Below are 16,357 nucleotides of genomic sequence, written 5' to 3'. Positions count from 1 at the left end.
ACCCCTCTATGCCGCTTCGCTAAAAACATACAATCAACTCCTAAATTCCAGTTCTTTTTTAACCCATCAGCATTATGCCCAAAGGAAAACTATTCCTCATACCCAATGTCCTCGCAGAAAACACCCAAAATGCTGTCATCACTCCGCAGGTACGAGAGGTCATTGCAAACACCAAAGTCTACCTGGTAGAAAATATGCGCAGCGCCAGGCGATACATCAGCAGCCTAAAACTTGGGGTCAATCTGGAACAGGTACACATGGAAATCTTGGACAAGGGAACCTCCCCCGAATTCATCAACCGACTGATGCAGCCCCTCATCAACGGCGCTGATATAGGAATTATCTCAGAAGCTGGTTGCCCGGGAATCGCAGATCCGGGAGCACTGGCAGTAGAGCATGCGCATAAAAAAGGCATACAAGTAGTTCCCCTATCCGGTCCCAGCTCCATGTTCATGGCATTGATGGGTTCAGGCTTTTCGGGACAGTCCTTTGCTTTTCATGGCTATCTGCCCATTGATAAAAAAGAGAAATCAGCTGCCATCAAAAAGCTGGAATCCGAATCTCTTCGGGAGCGGCGTGCACAGATTTTTATGGAAACCCCCTTCCGAAACAATCAGCTTCTGGAGGACTTACTGAAGAACCTCTCTCCGCAGACTAAGCTTTGCATCGCCAAAAACATCACCGGTTCTGATGAAATGATTCTGACTAAATCCGCTCAAGAGTGGAAGAAAATCCCACTTGACTTACATAAAATCCCCACTGTTTTCGTACTCCAAAGTTTTTAACCCATGTTTACCATAGACGCCCATCTTGACCTCAGTATGAATGCCCTGGAGTGGAACCGGGACCTTACACTACCAGCCTCGGATATCAACGCCAGAGAAAAAGGACTCACTGATAAACCTGACCGCGGCAATGCTGTCGTGTCACTTCCATATTTACGCGCAGGAAATATTGGCCTGGTGGTAGCCACCCAGATCGCCCGCTATGTGGCACCAGGGAACACACTACCCGGATGGCATTCCCCAGCTCAGGCCTGGGCTCAGACCCAAGGTCAACTAGCCTGGTACCAAACTATGGAAGAGCTAGGAGAAATGACCCAAATCAAAAATTCAGCTGAGTTAAACACTCATATTTCTCTTTGGGAAAACGGGGAAGACAACTCAAACAAACCGGTGGGGTTTATCCTGTCTCTAGAAGGTGCCGACTCTATCGTGCGGGTGGATTATTTAGAAAAGGCCTATGAATATGGTCTTCGTGCCCTGGGCCCAGCGCACTACGGCCCCGGGAGGTATGCTTATGGCACTGACGCCTCGGCGCCATTGAGTGCGGATGGTAAAACTTTGCTTCGCAAAATGGATGAACTGGGATTTATACTGGATGCCACACACTTATGCGATTTGGCATTTTGGGAAGCCCTGGAAATTTACAAAGGTCCAGTTTGGGCAAGTCACAATAACTGTCGCGCACTAGTAGACCACAACAGGCAATTTTCGGACGAGATGATCAAAGCACTGGTGGACAGAGGAGCAGTGATCGGTGGAGCAATGGACGCCTGGATGCTCAGCCCTGGATGGGAAAGAGGAAAAACCACACCCCAAGAAAGAAACGTCACCCTAAACACCGTGCTCGATCACTTGGACCATATCTGCCAAGTAGCAGGTAATGCCAATCATATTGGAATAGGGTCGGATTTAGATGGGGCATTTGGAAAGGAACAGGCGCCCCAGGATCTTAATAGCATCGCAGATTTAAGTAAAATACCTGATCTTCTGAGGCAAAGAGGATATTCTGATGAGGATGTGAGGAAAGTAATGCATGGAAATTGGTTAAACTTCTTAAGAAAGGCATGGACTTAAAAACCACTTCAATAACCAAAAGTTTCTACCCTTCCCAGTGCTATCTAGGCGAAAGCCCCATTTGGCATGAAGCTAGAAAAAGCTTCTTCTGGGTGGACATAGAAAACGGGAAACTCTTTGAGCATCACCTCGCCTCTAGCCAAACTAGCATAAAAACATTTCCACACCGCCTAGCCCTGGTCGCACAAGGAGAAAAAAATAAGCTGGTACTAGCGCTGGACCGAAGAATCGCTGCCTTTGATTTAGAATCAGCAGAACTTCAATGGCTTACCCAAGTAGAAGACAAGCTCCCGCTGAACCGATTTAACGACGGCAAATGTGATGCAAAAGGAAGGCTCTGGGCCGGGACAATGAGTACTGAATTTACCAAAGGAGCTGCCTCCCTTTACCGTATAGGCAAAGACCTGAATCCTAATCTTCAGCTCGACCAACTGACCATTTCCAATGGATTGGCCTGGACAGCAGACAACCAAACCCTGTACTTCATAGACAGCCCTTCTCGTGAGATCAAGGCCTTCGATTTCGTTCTGGAAACCGGCTCCATTTCTTTTAGAAAAGTGGCAGTGCAAATTCCAAAAGAGCTGGGCATGCCAGATGGAATGAGCATAGATCAGTCTGGTATGCTTTGGGTGGCACATTTTGGTGGATCAGGAGTTTACTGCTGGAATCCAAAATCTGGGGAATTAATCGAGAAAATCGAAGTCCCCGCTCCCCATGTGACTTCCTGTTGTTTTGGGGGAGAAAATCTAGACACGCTTTTGATCACCACGGCCCAGGAAAACCTCAGTGATGATCAACTTAGAAATTTCCCATTGAGTGGGGATGTGTTTTTAGTAAAGACAGAGACAAAGGGATTTCCGGCCCACCCCTTCCAATTTTGAACTCAACAGGTTTGAAATCAGGCCTTGGCACCTCACCCTATGGAACAGGAATGCAAGTTTTGTAATTTTCACTATCTTCAAAACCAAGCAGTGAATTTTTAAACTTATAACCATGCGTCTTAAAGGAAAAGTCATCATCGTCACCGGGAGTACCATGGGCATCGGCAAAGCCATCGCCCAGAAAGTAGTTGCTGAAGGAGCTAAAGTCATCATTCATGGATTGGAAGAGGAACTTGGTATGCAGGTAGTTTCCGAATTAGGTCCTGCTAATGCCAGGCTTCACATAGAGGACATTGCCAGTGAAGGTGCTGCCGGGAGGCTGGTAGATCTGGCCCTACAGACATGGGGCCGACTGGACTCCCTAGTTAATAACGCTGCGATAGTAGCCGCATCCACTATTTATGACACAGACCATGCGTTTTTAAACCGAATTATGGAAGTCAATACCGCTGCGCCGCTGTTCTTGATCCAAGCAGCACTTCCCCATCTTATAGCAAGTCGTGGCGCAGTTTTGAATATAGGATCTATCAATGCCTATAGCGGAGAGCATAATCTATTGGCATACAGCATGACAAAAGGAGCGCTGATGACCATGACCCGTAACTTGGGTGACAATCTTTTCCGTGAAAAAGGCGTTCGGGTCAATCAGATCAATCCGGGTTGGGTTTTAACTGAAAATGAAATTGCCCGAAAGAAAGAGCATGGGCTTTCCGATACCTGGTATGAAAACCTACCCAATGTCTATACCCCTTCAGGTAGATTGATTTTTCCGGAGGAAATAGCATCGGCTTCAGTGTATTGGCTTGGGGATGAAAGTGGACCTATCAGTGGTCAGGTGGTGGATTTGGAACAATTCCCCATGATAGGCCGAAATGTACCCAAGGATGAAAATACTGTCCCGCTAAAGTAAAAAAGAATAGTAGCCCCGCTAGGAATCGAACCTAGATCTAAAGTTTAGGAAACTTCTATTCTATCCATTGAACTACGGGGCCAGAGATAATTGTTTCGCAAGATAAAAGAAAACACCCCTTTCTGGCAAATATTCTTTAGCCAACTTATGGCTTTACAAGGATTTACCCTATCTTTGCACTCCAAAATTAGGATGGACGGGTTCCATCCACTCACTAAATACATTATAATTTATGTCAGTAAAAATCAGATTAGCACGAAGAGGTAGAAGAAAAATGGCTATCTACGACGTGGTGGTAGCTGATGCAAGAGCTCCACGTGATGGACGCTTCATCGAGAAAATCGGATCTTACAATCCAAACACGAATCCTGCTTCTATCAACATCAACAATGAGCGCGCTCTTAAATGGTTGTTGAACGGAGCTCAGCCTACAGACACTGTAAAAGCAATGCTTTCTTACAGAGGTGTAATGCTGAAAAAACATCTTCAGATCGGTGTTTTGAAAGGCGCTATCACGCAAGAACAAGCTGATGCAAAATTCGAAGCATGGCTGAACGAGAAAGAAACTAAGATCGCAGGCAAAACTGAAGGCATCAACAAAGCGAAAGCTGAGGCACGTCAGAAAGCATTGGATGCAGAAACTGCTAAAAACCAAGCTAGACTAGACGCGATCAAAGCAAGAGAAGATGAGCAAAAAGCACTTCTAGCTGCTGCTGAAGCTGCAAACAATCCTGCTCCTGAAGAAGAAGCTGCAACTGAAGAAGCTCCTGCTGCTGAAGGTGAAACTCCAGCTGAAGGCGAAGACGAAGCAAAAGCTTAATACAACATCCCCATGAATAAGGACCAAAGCTTTCAGTTAGGCTACGTGTCTAAGGTTCATGGACTTCGTGGAGAAGTGGTCGTAGTGCTAGATGTGGATTATCCAGAAGATTATGAAGGCATCGAGCATTTATTCCTAGAGCAAAAATCCCGGCTGGTGCCGTTTTTCCTGGAGCACTTTGTACTCCAACCTGGAAACAAAGCATTGGCAAAATTTGAGGATCTAAACTCTATAGAACAGGTAGAAGATTTAGTAGGATTGGGAGCTTACCTTCCACTCACCGCACTACCTGAGCTGGAAGAGGACCAGTATTTCTATCACGATTTGATCGGCTTTGAGGTCTTTGACGAGACCAAAGGACTGATCGGAACTGTCCAGATCGTTTATGACCTGGATACACAGAATCTCCTCGGAGTGACACACCAGGACAAAGAAGTTTTGATACCGATTCAGGACGGAATTATCCAAAAGGTGGACAAGGCAGCAAAAAAAGTTTTCTGCCAGCTACCCGAAGGTTTACTTGAAATTTATTTGGAAGACTGACCCATGCACATTGACATCATCACGGTGGTACCGGGATTGTTGGACAGCCCCTTTGCGCACTCCATTCTGAAAAGAGCGGAAGACAAAGGTGTAGCCAAAATCCGGGTAATCAACCTGAGAGATTACTCAACGGGCAAGCAAAAGCAGGTCGACGATTATGCTTTTGGAGGGGGAGCCGGAATGGTCATGATGATCGAGCCTATTGCCCGATGCATAGAGGCACTACAGCAAGAGCGCACCTATGATGAAATCATCTACATGACGCCGGATGGAGTCACCTTTGACCAGTCCATAGCCAATGAACTTTCACTCAACCAAAACCTGCTGATCCTCTGCGGTCATTATAAAGGTGTGGATGAGCGGGTGAGGGAGCGATTCATCACCAAAGAAATCAGTATTGGCGATTTTGTGCTTTCCGGAGGGGAATTAGCAGCTGCAGTAGTGGCAGATGCTGTGATTCGCCTGATCCCGGGAGTACTGAATGATGAGACTTCGGCATTGACAGATTCTTTCCAAGATGGCCTACTGGCCCCGCCAGTATATACCCGGCCGGCAGAATATGAAGGAATGAAGGTTCCTGATGTGCTGCTATCAGGGCATGAGGCCAAGATAAATGAATGGAGATTCGAAGCGTCGGTTCGCCGAACCCAAGAACGAAGACCGGATTTACTCAGAAACCGGGATCAGGGAGAAAGCGATGGAACATCGAACGAGAAGTAATTAAATAAGCCACAGAGATGGCAAAAAGCGAAAGCATAAAAAGATAAAGCTATGAGCGAACTAATTAAAATAGTAGAAGCAGAATACAGCGAGGTTAGAGCTAAGTTCCCTACTTTCAAAGCTGGTGATACCATCAACGTACACGTACGTATCAAAGAAGGTAACAAAGAGCGTGTTCAGCAGTTTCAAGGAACTGTGATCCAACGTAAAAACCCGAACACCAATGGGGAAACTTTCACAGTAAGAAAGATCTCTAACGGTATCGGAGTGGAGCGTATTTTCCCTATCATCTCTCCTGCGATCGAGCAAATCGACCTATTGAGACAAGGTAGAGTGAGAAGAGCTCGTCTATTCTACCTAAGAGGACGTCAGGGTAAAGCTGCACGTATCAAGGAGAAAATCAGAGTGAAGCACTAAGAGCAATTGCTCTTTCAGTAGAAAAGGAACCCAGCAATGGGTTCCTTTTTTTGTTTCCTAATATTCCCGGACGGCAAGTCACTAGTCTCAGAATAAAATACTCCTCCATACACTTTTAAACCATTTTAACGTTAAATAATTGCTTTACAAACATTTAAACATCACTTTTAATCAAACTTTTCTACCATGAGCAATTCCTTTAGCCTAGACCCCAGTTTTCAGATTGCCAAGGTTTTTGTCCGCCTAGGCATGATCTTCTCAGCCATTATGGTGGGCGTATTTATTTACCTGATTTACCTAGCTTCTCTGGGTATCATGTCGGATTGGGATATTTCCATTAAAACCTCCTTCTTTCATTATTACCCAGATCCCAGTGCAGAATTTTGGCAGATGTTGTTCTTTTCACTTCCGGCTGTTGGTTTCGTGATTTCTTTTTTTGTTTTGGGGTGGCTGGGTAAGAGGATCAAAACTGAAGGCAATTTTGTTTCAAAAGCTCGCTAAATTAATGAGTGGACTTGGGATACTTTGCAACACCAATTCATTACTCTATCCCGCCGGTACTAATGCTAACTTCATAAACTTCAAATTCGTGATCTGGATTCAAAGAACCCTTTACTAAATAATCATCTTGGAAAATAATATAGTAAGTATCAAGACTGCTTAGGTGAAACAAGTCAGTATATTCCATCTCTTGATCGAACCAGACGTCCTTGCTTCCTAAATCCTTTCGGGTAAGCCTCTTTTTTTGGAAGTCAAGATCATGAGAAACTCTAATATGTAGATTGGGATCGTAAAATCCCTCTCTCAAATATTGGAAACTTTCAATACCATCTGACGATCTATCATGAAAGACGGTATTTGGCTCCAATCTATTAAATATTATGACCAATTCTTTCTCCTCCGCTTCGAAAGATGTCTCTACTAGATCATCAATTTTACGCCCATTGCAAGAGGTGAATACCACAACTGCATATATTATAACATAAAATCCTCTCACTATTCTTTCATCTGTATTGCATGAACTTTTACAGCATAAACCTTAAGCATACTTTCTTCTAAATATTCCCGATTTGCGCAATAATCTTTTGGATGTATTACGAAAAAATCACGTCTGGAAGATTCTATCTTAACCCAATCTTGATAATTGAGTTGAGATGAATATAGAGGTGAAGATTCCAGCAGGGTTGACCATTTAACAGTCTTTGACAAAATTATATCTGGATCCAAGCTGCCATGGAATAAACTTACTTTTGCCAAGGTATCACTATTATAAGGTGAGAAGTAGTAAGGAGGCACACAGTAAACTTTATTATTCGTAAGAGAAAAGAAGGCGTTTTCTGATTGTAAACCCCTATTTTCTTCCCAACTTTTGCCATTATCAATAATGATGTAAATATTTTCATCTACATTACTAAGACTAATAGAAAAATGGATTAAAGCTTAAACTACTGTCCACATGGTTTCCTTCCTGATTACTCCTCATGGATTAGTTGCACACGCACTTCATACAAGGTAAAGGATTGATCAGACACAAAAAGCTTTCCTGAGCAGAAATCAGTTGAGCTAAGAATAAAAAGCTTTTTACCATCTCTGTTATAATCCAAATCCGCCCATGCATCGAAACTCTTTAAATCAAAATTGATTATCCATTTTGAGTAAAACAGGAAAGGCTAGCCGTGAATATCGACCAGCCTTTTAAACTAAATAGCCTTGAGATAGCTTACTGTAAATCGACTCTTAAAAGCTATAGCCTAATCCCAGGCTTAGCCAATCACTTTTATATTTCCCCAGACCAAAACCGTATGAGTAGGAAGGAATTATTTGAAAATGCTCTCCCACAAAAATTCTGGGCTTGAACTGGATTTTTAATGTCGAATCCTTAGCTCTGCCTGTTTCTCTTACATAAGTTCCTGAATCAGGCGAGCCGTATTCAACTAGCAATTGCTGATTGGACTGTCTCAAATAGGAAAGTACCGCCGAGAAGACAAAGTGTTTTGATTGAAACAAATCGTATCCGGCCCCTATTGTGAATGTTCTCATGTTGATGAAATCCATCTCATCTTCATCCAAATAAAAGTAGCTATTTCGGCCTTCGAAATGCATCAGGCCATAGCTGAATTCACCAAATATCTTTGGAGTAAAATACCTGGAATATCCCAACACGACTCCCTGCGCCAAAATTTCTCCTCCCGCAGCCCATTCACCTTGATAAAAGGTATAATCATAGGTCAGGTTATTTTTCCCCATACTGTTTTCAGTTTGCCCAAATGAAACAGAACACAAACTGAAGAAAATGAGAATTAATAATTGATATTTTAAAGTCCTCATAGCGTTTCTAATGTGAAATACATCCTAATTTTTCCCATTCCATATTTAGGAAGTGAGGTATCACCATAATAACCAAACCCGACATCTATTCCATTTACATTATTGCGAATAGTATAACATTTGTCAAACGAAAGAGCCGATGCCAATTGTACTCCCGTTTGAGAAACCATTTTGAAACCATATTCAGTTGATATCCCATCCTTGGTAGCTTTAACTGAACTAGTAACTTCAAGAGTTGAATTTGATTTCTCATACCCCCAAATTACGTACATATCATCTGCTTCAGGCTTCCAATTTGAAATAATAAAGGGAGAATTAGTACTTTTCCACCTTTTTATCCTAGCCTCTTTTCTAGTAATTTCTTTATCTTGTAAAACATAATTTACATCTGGAGCAATAGATGGAGTACCATTTGATCCAACTGTAATACTTTCAGAAAAAGCCACCCAACAATACATGAAATTATCTTTTGGCCAAGGGGCATAATTATCATCTAATCGAAATGCCGGCATTTTTGCAATTAAATGTTGGTTGGTCTCATAATTTGAATTACAAAGTTCAACAGGAGCCCCAAGTGATCTAAAATTGCTTCCAACCTGAACTTTCGCATTACTCTTCTCTGCCTGAATTTTAAAGTTTCCAAGGACAATTGTTGGATTTTTTTCAGCCCAATCATCATCTACCAAAAAATAATCTCCCCCCAAAATTCTTTCAATTGACAAATCCGCAACTTCATTCAGGTTAATTTTTACTGCTTTGGTTTCACCTGTCCAATCGGCATTTTTCTGAAAATTAAGATCCTCAAATTCCTGAGTCCACCAGGACAATGTAATCTCATTAATAGTTTCCAGCTCAAAATCTTCCGCCAAATAAGGCGCAGTGACTGAAATATTATGCTCTTCAATAAAACTGATCAGCTCATCAACAGATACACTTTGCGACAATCTCGCATTTTGAGAATTCAAACTTTTGAATCTTTCGACAATTGCAGAACTTCTCCTCGAGTTTGGACTTTTAGATTCTTGAAACAAAGTTTTGAGATTGTACTTTATACTCCCAGAATTCCCCTCAATTTCTGAAAAGGAAAAAAGTTCCTTCATTGCACTTTTGTCCTTTAGAACTTCTCCGAACACCAAGGTGAGTTCCGCCAATTTTCTTTCATATTCTAAACTTCTTTCCTCAGAAGCAGATATTAGCTCCTGATTTTGATTCATCGGTAGGTTTTCATTTTCAACGCACGAAAATGTCAATACCATCATTAACAAAAATACAATTTTTGTATTTTTTTTGATTTTTTTGTAATTTTTCTGGATCATTCTACTGATTTTTATAGTAAATAATAAATGGTTTGTTTTCGTGCCGCAAAGGTAAACATATTGTTTAAACTCGTCTAATTTTATCAGAAAATAGAAAATAACAACCTCTTGATTTACTGCATTTTAGTCCTTAGTTAAAATCAAATACCATGAACTTCAGTCCGATTTTCTTCTATAAGACTTGTAGATAATTTCAATTTTATGAAGCACTGCGAAAGATTATTTTTATCTTCAGGAAGCATAATTTTAGGGACTTTGACAGCGAATATTTCTGATCTTTAATCTCTTCGTCCTGAATTTATAGCTCTTTAAAGGATACGTTTCAACTTGAAGGTGACTTTTCTGACCTTATGAGATTATAGACTTACGTAAAGGCACACAAATCCCTATCTTTGCAGCTGATATTTATGAATTGATGAGGCTTTGGCCTCTTTAAGAAATACTAGCTACGCATGAGTACAGAAGTTCGAGTAAGATTCGCCCCTTCACCCACGGGGCCATTGCATATAGGCGGTGTACGTACCGCTCTTTACAATTACCTTTTTGCCCGTAAAATGGGCGGTAAGTTTCTATTACGAATAGAAGATACAGATCAGACCCGCTTCGTACCCGGAGCTGAAGAATACATCAGGGAATCTCTGGAATGGCTGGGAATCACCCCAGATGAAAGCCCGTGGAATCCCGGTGCTGTAGGCCCCTACCGCCAGTCGGAGCGTAAGCCTGACTATATGCAATATGCATTGGATTTGGTCAAAAAAGGCCATGCATATTATGCTTTTGATACTTCTGAAGAACTGGAAGCCATGCGTGAGCGTCTCACCGCTGCCCGCGTGGTTCAGCCACAATACAATAGCATCACCAGAACACAGATGAAAAACTCACTGACTCTATCAGAAGAGGAAGTGAAAGAACGATTAGCATCAGGAGATCCTTATGTGATCCGGGTAAAGATCCCTCGAAAGGAAGAAGTTCGGCTGAACGATATGATCCGTGGCTGGGTCATGGTACAATCTTCCACGCTGGATGATAAGGTGCTGATGAAGTCAGACGGGATGCCTACCTACCACTTGGCAAATATCGTAGATGATCATTTGATGGGAATCACTCACGTAATACGAGGCGAAGAATGGTTACCTTCTGCTCCCCTGCATGTCTTGCTTTACAAATTTTTCGGATGGGAAGATACCATGCCGGAGTTTGCGCACTTGCCGCTGCTTTTGAAGCCAGACGGAAACGGCAAACTGTCCAAGCGTGATGGAGACAAATTAGGCTTCCCTGTTTTTCCTTTGAACTGGGAAAATAAAGAAAACGGGGAAACTGCGGCAGGCTTCCGTGAACAAGGTTATTTCTCCGATGCATTTCTGAACTTTTTGGCATTCCTAGGATGGAACCCGGGTGATGAGCGCGAAATTTTCTCTTTGAAGGAATTAATAGAAGCATTTTCCATAGAACGTATAGGTAAGGCCGGAACCAAGTTTGATATTTCAAAAGCCAAATGGTATAATGAACAATACCTCCGCCAAAAATCTAATGCAGAACTGGCCCAATACGTGGTCTCAGACGCAGCTTTGGAAGAGGTCACTATCCTACCGGAAACAGCCGAAGCCATCGTGGCCCTGATGAAGGACAGAGTGGTCTTCACTTCCGAAATCTGGGAAGGCTGTAAATTCGTGGTGATTTCACCCACAGAATTTGATCAGGGAGTAGCTTCCAAAAGATGGAATAGTGATGCAGTGACAGTACTCACCGCATATGCTGAAATGCTAGAAGCTTTCAAAGGGACTGACTTTGATGCAGATACTGCCAAAACCATGCTTGGCGAAGCGGCTGAAGCGAAAGAAATCAAGCTAGGCAAGGTAATGCAAGCAGTCCGTCTGGCAGTGACCGGGGTAGGTGCAGGACCCGATTTAATGCAGATTTTTGCTATTTTAGGCGCCGAAGAAGTGGCCAAGCGCATCAGATTTGCGTTAGCTACCTTAGAGGTAATCGGCTAAAACAAAAAGCTATGACTAAGAAGAAAAAGAAAAATGAAGACCCAAAAGTCCATGAGGATTTGGACGGGTTCAAAATGGACATCAATTCCTTCGGAGAGATCTCATCTTCATTTTCCATTGATAAAATCAACGAGTTTCTCAACAAAAATGTAGAGGACAAAAAACTCAAGGATAGGGATGATCTGGACCTGAAGGATAAAAAGAAAAAGGGATAATTCCACACTACCCATAAAAAGGAGCTTCATTTCGGAGCTCCTTTTTAATAGTACTGACGAGGCAACTTTACTAAGTTTCAGACTGATCAATTTCTATAATTACTTACTTTTAGGCATGGTAAGAGTATTCCTTTCAGGTATTTTATTTTTGGCATCTTTTGCGGCTTTGGCGCAGACCAGCGTGGGAATCCGTGGCGGATATGCGACCTCCGCTTACTCTTACCGAGCTACACCTAGCACACGGACTACTTCTGTAGATGGCATTGGCAAACCTACATTTGCGCTGGTATTTGAGCATTTCAATGCTAAAAATGCTGGGATTGAGGTGAACCTCCAGTTCTTGAGCATAGGCTTCGCTCAGGTCGAGGACGAGGAAGCGGATGTATTGCTGACCAATGAAACCCAATTTGATTACCTCAAACTCCCGGTGCTTTCCAGCTTTTTCCTAGGCAGATCCGGTAGGTTTCAGATCAAACTAGGCCCTCATTTTGGATATTTGCTCCAGGCCAAGGATACCAAAAGAGAATTTGCCGATGCCTCTCCCCCGGAAATCCCCACTTACGGCGGAGCTGGAGATGATCCTAGAAGACTCATGTATGGCATCACGGCAGGTGCAGGAATTTCCAAGCTCTTTGGTAAGAGTACGCTGACTGGTGAAGTACGATTCGCTTATGATTTCACTAATCCAGAGGGACAGGACCGAATTTTTGACATGAACTCTACCAATCTGGAATTTACGCTCGCGTACCTTTTCAGGATCAGAGAATCAAAAAACTCCTCAACTCCTAAGTAGATTCATTCACCTTCCTGAGCCATTCAGCATACAAGGTTTCAATTTTTTTTGCTCCCCATGTCATATATTGAGAGCTTATCCCGACTAACCTGTGTAAATGAATCGGAGTCAGCTAGATCATATCCTCAAAGCCCACCATCGGGATGCATACCTTTGGGCAAGGCAGTGTTGCTCATTTGAAGATGAACTCGCAAAGGATGTGCTGCAGCAGTCGTATCTGAAGATTCTGGAAGGACAGGCAAAGCTCAAGGATGCATCGAAAGCAAAAACCTGGCTTTTCTCCATCATCCGGTACACTGCCATAGACGAACTGCGAAAAGCAGGCCGGGTGATTCCGCTTCTGGATAGTTACGATCCTGTAGAGCCTACTGAAGAGGTAGATGAGACGGATTATGAAGCGATCATCAAGCTACTCCCCGATATGCAAAGGGAAGTGATCCTGATGGTGTTTTATCACCAGATGACCATTGCTCAAAGTGCTGAAATCCTACAGATCGGATTAGGAACCGCTAGAACTCACTATGAGCGCGGTAAAAAGAAACTCAAAGAATTAATCACTAAAGTTCAACTCCAACAAGAATATGGAAAATAACGAACAGTTAGAGCGGTTTTTTGATCAGATGAAAAAGCAGGATAAACGAGTTGAGATCCCGGCTTTTCCGGAAGTCAAGTCACGGAAGTTCAACTTCTGGATTCCTGCTGGAATAGCGGCATCAATGAGCCTTGCTTTCCTATTTATACCAAAACCTTCTGCTATAGAAGAACCTACACCCGAAGTAGTGATCATCACGCTTCAAGAAGACGAAAATCAAAATCAACATTTCACCATTGAAGAGAGTACTTTCCTGGATACCTGGGAATCACCTACTGCTTCTTTGCTCACAGAGTACTAAACTAATAACACCAATGAAATACCTACTGATTCTATGCCTAGCATGCTGCACTAGCCTAGCACATGCCCAGGCACTCACTACCATTGGCTACAGCCAGGATCCTTTTCAGAAAAACCTGTTCTCTGCTGATCGGGTCATGGAAATGCGTTCTGAGCTGGACCTTACCGACGCGCAGGCCAGCAAAATCAAGAAAATCCACAGTGAAAATGCAGGGAAATTCAGCAGTTTAAAGTGGGACCTAGATGAGGAAACCAAAAAACTGAAAGAACTGCTAGATCAAACCAAAATCGATGAAACTGCCGTTCAAAAGCAAATGGACAAAGTATTGACACTGGAAAACTCCATGAAAAAACAGCAGCTCAGCACCATGGTTGCGATCAAAAACGAGCTAAGTCCTGAACAGCAGGAAAAACTGCAGAGTAAGTCAGTGTATGTATTACGTGGAAAAGGCTTTGTAAATGGGACTCAAGGGTTTTCTTCAAATTACGGAACCGGAACTACCATTCCAGGAAGCAAAATTAGAATTGGCCAGCCTTCCTATCGAATGACCTGGACCGATGAGGAAGAAGTCGATGGCGGTGGCAGCTACAGTCCTAAAGTATCGGTAATGGTGGCCGGAACTGATGAGAATGAGAAGCCTGTTTTTTACTTAGACTCCAAGGATGGATACAAAGAGATCAAGGACCTCAAAAAAATCCAGCCTAACCAAATTGAGAGTATGGAAGTCCTAAAAGGAAATTCAGCAATAGAAAAATTCGGCGACAAAGGAAAAAATGGCGTGATCATCATTAAACTTAAAGAAGAGCCAAAAAAGTAATGTTGTAATGGTTTTATAAGTAAAAAGCAGCCCAGAGATTCTGGACTGCTTTTTTTTCTATAATCTCAATCCAAAAACCTCCAGCTAGCCTTGTGATCTTTTTTCAAGGCTGTACCGGTCACCTTTGCACGTAATATTTCCACTGGCATATTATTTTGACTCAGGATTAAGTCATGAAATTCTTTCTCAGTCATCTTGCCCTCATTAACCACTTCATCCCTTAACGCGTAAAACTCCAACGCTCCGACCATATAGGCAATCTGGTACAAGGGACCATAGCCCCCGGTAAATGATCTGCGCACCTCCGCTTCTGCATTGGCGCGCTCATGACCTACTTTGTCCACCAATAAATCAATACACTCCTGAGGAGTCATTTGCTCCAGATGATAATTCAGTGAGAAAATGATCCGCGCACAGCGGTGCATTCTCCAAAACAGCATCCCAACTTTATCCTTCGCATCTCTCGGGAAATCCTTGTCCCAAAGAACAAACTCCCAATACAACGCCCAGCCTTCCGTCCAAAATGGAGTCCGAAACATACGTCTATGAACCATATGGCGTTGATTCATAAACTGCTGCAAATGATGTCCAGGTATCAACTCGTGTTGGACAGTAGCTCTGGAAAAATGAGGATTATTTCCTCTCATGCTCATCATCTTATCCTCATGACTCATTTCAGATGTTGGGTAGGCAATCTGAATAGATTCACCCCCCAAAAAGAATGGGCTGATCCGCTGGCGCTCTGCAGAGATCATAACAGTTCTCCAAGTCTCCTTTGCCAAAGGCGGCACTGTTACCAAATCATTGGCTTCCACATAATCCGTGGCCTCCTCAGCTAATCTGATCACCTCCCCAGGCCAATCCCCGGCAGGAAAGTAGGTTTCCTTGACCATTTCAAGCGCAGCTTTCCAATCATCACCATACCCAAGTTCATTGGATGCTTTTAGCATTTCTTTTTCGCACCAAGCAAATTGCTTCTCCGCCTCTGCGATCAGTTCTTCCGGACTATAAGCGATCATCTCGAAAGCCAATTGCTTTTCTAGCGCAGCTCTGCCGATCGGTTTCCCTATAATTCCGCTCCCATCATCTTTCACTGAATTACTGTAGTGCTCGCGCAAAGCTTGGGCATAGGCCATCATGCTATCATTCAGCTTTTTCCATGGCTCAGGCATCCACCAAGTGAACATGGGATCAAAATCATAATAATAGGAGTAAGCTTCTCCCGTAACTTTGGCCATAGATTCTACTGCACTTGCGGCCAGATCTGCCTTTTGCCAGCTGTCATATTTGGGGGCAGAAGCAAGGTTTTTCAATTGTTCATCAACCTGCTTTGCAACTTCATTCCAGGAAGCGGCGAGTTGCTGAGGTTCTGGTTTCTCAGCTCTTCGTCTACCCTGATAGAATTCCTCAAGTGGCTTCGAAAATGCCAAAACTTCAGATATTTCATCGAAGGAAGCCTGATCTATCTCCAGCTCTGCCAGCTCTTTTTCCAGGTAATTTCTAAAAAGCACATAATCAATCTTCCCGTCTTCTGATAGAGCGGAATAATTCACCTTCTCCAAATCTTCCAAATACTTCTGGTGGAACTGCTGGAATCTGGAAAAATACTCATCCGTAAGGGAATTGGTATATAATCTTCGCAGAGCACCATAATCGGCCTGATAGGTTTGCAACGTCTCTGCCAGCTCTGTAGCCCAGAGCATGTGGGCAAATAATATAAGGTACAGAAATACCACTGATTTTTTCATCATAGCTAGCTGGGATTGGAATTCATTCCATAATAACTATTTGTGCTAAGAATAATAGCTGCTTATTGATAAAGAGCTGCAAAATTTTTGCTGATGGCACAAA

The 16,357-nt window shown here is 43.0% G+C and carries 18 protein-coding genes and 1 tRNA gene; 15 read left to right on the top strand and 4 right to left on the bottom strand.

Features of this window, described 5'->3' with window-relative positions; translation table 11 throughout:
- Nucleotides 1-74 precede the first annotated feature (74 nt).
- From PBT90_RS01050 to PBT90_RS01035, 4 genes are all read left to right on the top strand, one after another.
- Entirely contained in the window at nt 75-785 is a 711-nt protein-coding gene (locus tag PBT90_RS01050) for an SAM-dependent methyltransferase (RefSeq protein WP_264808508.1), read from the top strand.
- A 3-nt stretch (nt 786-788) separates the two neighbouring features.
- On the top strand, nt 789-1,859 hold the full coding sequence (locus PBT90_RS01045; RefSeq protein WP_270131127.1) for a dipeptidase: 1,071 nt from the start codon (nt 789-791) through the stop codon (nt 1,857-1,859).
- Nucleotides 1,850-2,740, top strand: a complete 891-nt coding sequence (locus PBT90_RS01040; protein WP_264808506.1) for an SMP-30/gluconolactonase/LRE family protein — start codon at nt 1,850-1,852, stop codon at nt 2,738-2,740. The genes PBT90_RS01045 and PBT90_RS01040 overlap by 10 nt, the downstream gene beginning before the upstream one ends.
- A gap of 112 nt (nt 2,741-2,852) precedes the next feature.
- Nucleotides 2,853-3,650 (top strand): SDR family oxidoreductase, encoded by a 798-nt coding sequence (locus tag PBT90_RS01035; RefSeq protein ID WP_264808505.1) that lies wholly within the window; start codon nt 2,853-2,855, stop codon nt 3,648-3,650.
- 10 nt (nt 3,651-3,660) lie between these two features.
- Here the strand turns inward: PBT90_RS01035 and PBT90_RS01030 are convergent.
- Nucleotides 3,661-3,732, bottom strand: a tRNA-Arg gene (locus PBT90_RS01030).
- Between the two features lie 150 nt (nt 3,733-3,882).
- On the opposite strand from PBT90_RS01030, the gene PBT90_RS01025 reads away from it, so the two are divergent.
- The 5 genes from PBT90_RS01025 to PBT90_RS01005 all read left to right on the top strand — a co-directional run bounded on the left by PBT90_RS01025 (nt 3,883) and on the right by PBT90_RS01005 (nt 6,651).
- Complete coding sequence (locus PBT90_RS01025; RefSeq protein WP_264808504.1) at nt 3,883-4,470, top strand: 30S ribosomal protein S16; 588 nt, start codon at nt 3,883-3,885, stop codon at nt 4,468-4,470.
- Between the two features lie 12 nt (nt 4,471-4,482).
- Nucleotides 4,483-5,013, top strand: a complete 531-nt coding sequence (rimM, locus tag PBT90_RS01020; RefSeq protein ID WP_264808503.1) for a ribosome maturation factor RimM — start codon at nt 4,483-4,485, stop codon at nt 5,011-5,013.
- Nucleotides 5,014-5,016: 3 nt separating this feature from the next.
- A complete protein-coding gene (trmD, locus tag PBT90_RS01015) occupies nt 5,017-5,733 on the top strand; it encodes a tRNA (guanosine(37)-N1)-methyltransferase TrmD (RefSeq protein WP_264808502.1) in 717 nt (238 codons plus the stop codon).
- 51 nt (nt 5,734-5,784) lie between these two features.
- Nucleotides 5,785-6,150, top strand: coding sequence for a 50S ribosomal protein L19 (gene rplS / locus PBT90_RS01010; protein ID WP_008198488.1), 366 nt, complete (start codon nt 5,785-5,787; stop codon nt 6,148-6,150).
- Between the two features lie 186 nt (nt 6,151-6,336).
- Nucleotides 6,337-6,651 carry a hypothetical protein gene (locus tag PBT90_RS01005; protein ID WP_264808501.1) on the top strand — a complete coding sequence of 105 codons (315 nt, stop codon included), beginning with the start codon at nt 6,337-6,339 and terminating at the stop codon, nt 6,649-6,651.
- A gap of 1,236 nt (nt 6,652-7,887) precedes the next feature.
- On the opposite strand, the gene PBT90_RS01000 is transcribed toward PBT90_RS01005, so the two are convergent.
- Nucleotides 7,888-8,397, bottom strand: coding sequence for a hypothetical protein (locus PBT90_RS01000; protein ID WP_264808500.1), 510 nt, complete (start codon nt 8,395-8,397; stop codon nt 7,888-7,890).
- Between the two features lie 77 nt (nt 8,398-8,474).
- Complete coding sequence (locus tag PBT90_RS00995) at nt 8,475-9,794, bottom strand: hypothetical protein (RefSeq protein WP_264808499.1); 1,320 nt, start codon at nt 9,792-9,794, stop codon at nt 8,475-8,477.
- Between the two features lie 452 nt (nt 9,795-10,246).
- Here PBT90_RS00995 and gltX point away from each other — a divergent pair, with 452 nt between their 5' ends.
- The 6 genes from gltX to PBT90_RS00965 all read left to right on the top strand — a co-directional run bounded on the left by gltX (nt 10,247) and on the right by PBT90_RS00965 (nt 14,506).
- A complete protein-coding gene (gene gltX, locus PBT90_RS00990) occupies nt 10,247-11,788 on the top strand; it encodes a glutamate--tRNA ligase (RefSeq protein WP_264808498.1) in 1,542 nt (513 codons plus the stop codon).
- A gap of 11 nt (nt 11,789-11,799) precedes the next feature.
- On the top strand, nt 11,800-12,003 hold the full coding sequence (locus PBT90_RS00985; RefSeq protein ID WP_264808497.1) for a hypothetical protein: 204 nt from the start codon (nt 11,800-11,802) through the stop codon (nt 12,001-12,003).
- Between the two features lie 115 nt (nt 12,004-12,118).
- Complete coding sequence (locus PBT90_RS00980; RefSeq protein WP_264808496.1) at nt 12,119-12,796, top strand: PorT family protein; 678 nt, start codon at nt 12,119-12,121, stop codon at nt 12,794-12,796.
- Nucleotides 12,797-12,893: 97 nt separating this feature from the next.
- The gene (locus tag PBT90_RS00975; protein WP_264808495.1) at nt 12,894-13,388 is read left to right on the top strand and encodes an RNA polymerase sigma factor; all 495 of its coding nucleotides are present in this window, start codon (nt 12,894-12,896) and stop codon (nt 13,386-13,388) included.
- The gene (locus tag PBT90_RS00970; RefSeq protein WP_264808494.1) at nt 13,378-13,689 is read left to right on the top strand and encodes a hypothetical protein; all 312 of its coding nucleotides are present in this window, start codon (nt 13,378-13,380) and stop codon (nt 13,687-13,689) included. Before PBT90_RS00975 ends, PBT90_RS00970 begins: the two co-directional genes overlap by 11 nt.
- Nucleotides 13,690-13,702: 13 nt before the next feature.
- Nucleotides 13,703-14,506: a Spy/CpxP family protein refolding chaperone gene (locus PBT90_RS00965; RefSeq protein ID WP_264808493.1), complete on the top strand. Its 804-nt coding sequence runs from the start codon at nt 13,703-13,705 to the stop codon at nt 14,504-14,506.
- A 65-nt stretch (nt 14,507-14,571) separates the two neighbouring features.
- On the opposite strand, the gene PBT90_RS00960 is transcribed toward PBT90_RS00965, so the two are convergent.
- Nucleotides 14,572-16,257 carry a DUF885 family protein gene (locus PBT90_RS00960; RefSeq protein ID WP_320055341.1) on the bottom strand — a complete coding sequence of 562 codons (1,686 nt, stop codon included), beginning with the start codon at nt 16,255-16,257 and terminating at the stop codon, nt 14,572-14,574.
- Nucleotides 16,258-16,357 lie beyond the last annotated feature (100 nt).

The organism is Algoriphagus sp. TR-M9, assembly GCF_027594545.1.
In the GTDB taxonomy this organism is placed as follows: domain Bacteria; phylum Bacteroidota; class Bacteroidia; order Cytophagales; family Cyclobacteriaceae; genus Algoriphagus; species Algoriphagus halophytocola.
This window is presented reverse-complemented; position numbering and strand designations above follow the sequence as displayed.

What these genes read in the sequence shown, in the direction of transcription:
- PBT90_RS01035 (WP_264808505.1), top strand. Translation starts at nt 2,853, where the DNA reads ATGCGTCTTAAAGGAAAAGTCATCATCGTCACCGGGAGTACCATGGGC.
- PBT90_RS01005 (WP_264808501.1), top strand. Translation starts at nt 6,337, where the DNA reads ATGAGCAATTCCTTTAGCCTAGACCCCAGTTTTCAGATTGCCAAGGTT.
- PBT90_RS01025 (WP_264808504.1), top strand. Translation starts at nt 3,883, where the DNA reads ATGTCAGTAAAAATCAGATTAGCACGAAGAGGTAGAAGAAAAATGGCT.
- PBT90_RS01050 (WP_264808508.1), top strand. Translation starts at nt 75, where the DNA reads ATGCCCAAAGGAAAACTATTCCTCATACCCAATGTCCTCGCAGAAAAC.
- PBT90_RS01000 (WP_264808500.1), bottom strand. Translation starts at nt 8,397, where the DNA reads ATGGGGAAAAATAACCTGACCTATGATTATACCTTTTATCAAGGTGAA.
- PBT90_RS01040 (WP_264808506.1), top strand. Translation starts at nt 1,850, where the DNA reads ATGGACTTAAAAACCACTTCAATAACCAAAAGTTTCTACCCTTCCCAG.
- PBT90_RS00970 (WP_264808494.1), top strand. Translation starts at nt 13,378, where the DNA reads ATGGAAAATAACGAACAGTTAGAGCGGTTTTTTGATCAGATGAAAAAG.
- PBT90_RS00975 (WP_264808495.1), top strand. Translation starts at nt 12,894, where the DNA reads ATGAATCGGAGTCAGCTAGATCATATCCTCAAAGCCCACCATCGGGAT.
- gltX (WP_264808498.1), top strand. Translation starts at nt 10,247, where the DNA reads ATGAGTACAGAAGTTCGAGTAAGATTCGCCCCTTCACCCACGGGGCCA.
- PBT90_RS01045 (WP_270131127.1), top strand. Translation starts at nt 789, where the DNA reads ATGTTTACCATAGACGCCCATCTTGACCTCAGTATGAATGCCCTGGAG.
- trmD (WP_264808502.1), top strand. Translation starts at nt 5,017, where the DNA reads ATGCACATTGACATCATCACGGTGGTACCGGGATTGTTGGACAGCCCC.
- PBT90_RS00995 (WP_264808499.1), bottom strand. Translation starts at nt 9,794, where the DNA reads ATGATCCAGAAAAATTACAAAAAAATCAAAAAAAATACAAAAATTGTA.
- rimM (WP_264808503.1), top strand. Translation starts at nt 4,483, where the DNA reads ATGAATAAGGACCAAAGCTTTCAGTTAGGCTACGTGTCTAAGGTTCAT.
- PBT90_RS00960 (WP_320055341.1), bottom strand. Translation starts at nt 16,257, where the DNA reads ATGATGAAAAAATCAGTGGTATTTCTGTACCTTATATTATTTGCCCAC.
- PBT90_RS00965 (WP_264808493.1), top strand. Translation starts at nt 13,703, where the DNA reads ATGAAATACCTACTGATTCTATGCCTAGCATGCTGCACTAGCCTAGCA.
- PBT90_RS00980 (WP_264808496.1), top strand. Translation starts at nt 12,119, where the DNA reads ATGGTAAGAGTATTCCTTTCAGGTATTTTATTTTTGGCATCTTTTGCG.
- PBT90_RS00985 (WP_264808497.1), top strand. Translation starts at nt 11,800, where the DNA reads ATGACTAAGAAGAAAAAGAAAAATGAAGACCCAAAAGTCCATGAGGAT.
- rplS (WP_008198488.1), top strand. Translation starts at nt 5,785, where the DNA reads ATGAGCGAACTAATTAAAATAGTAGAAGCAGAATACAGCGAGGTTAGA.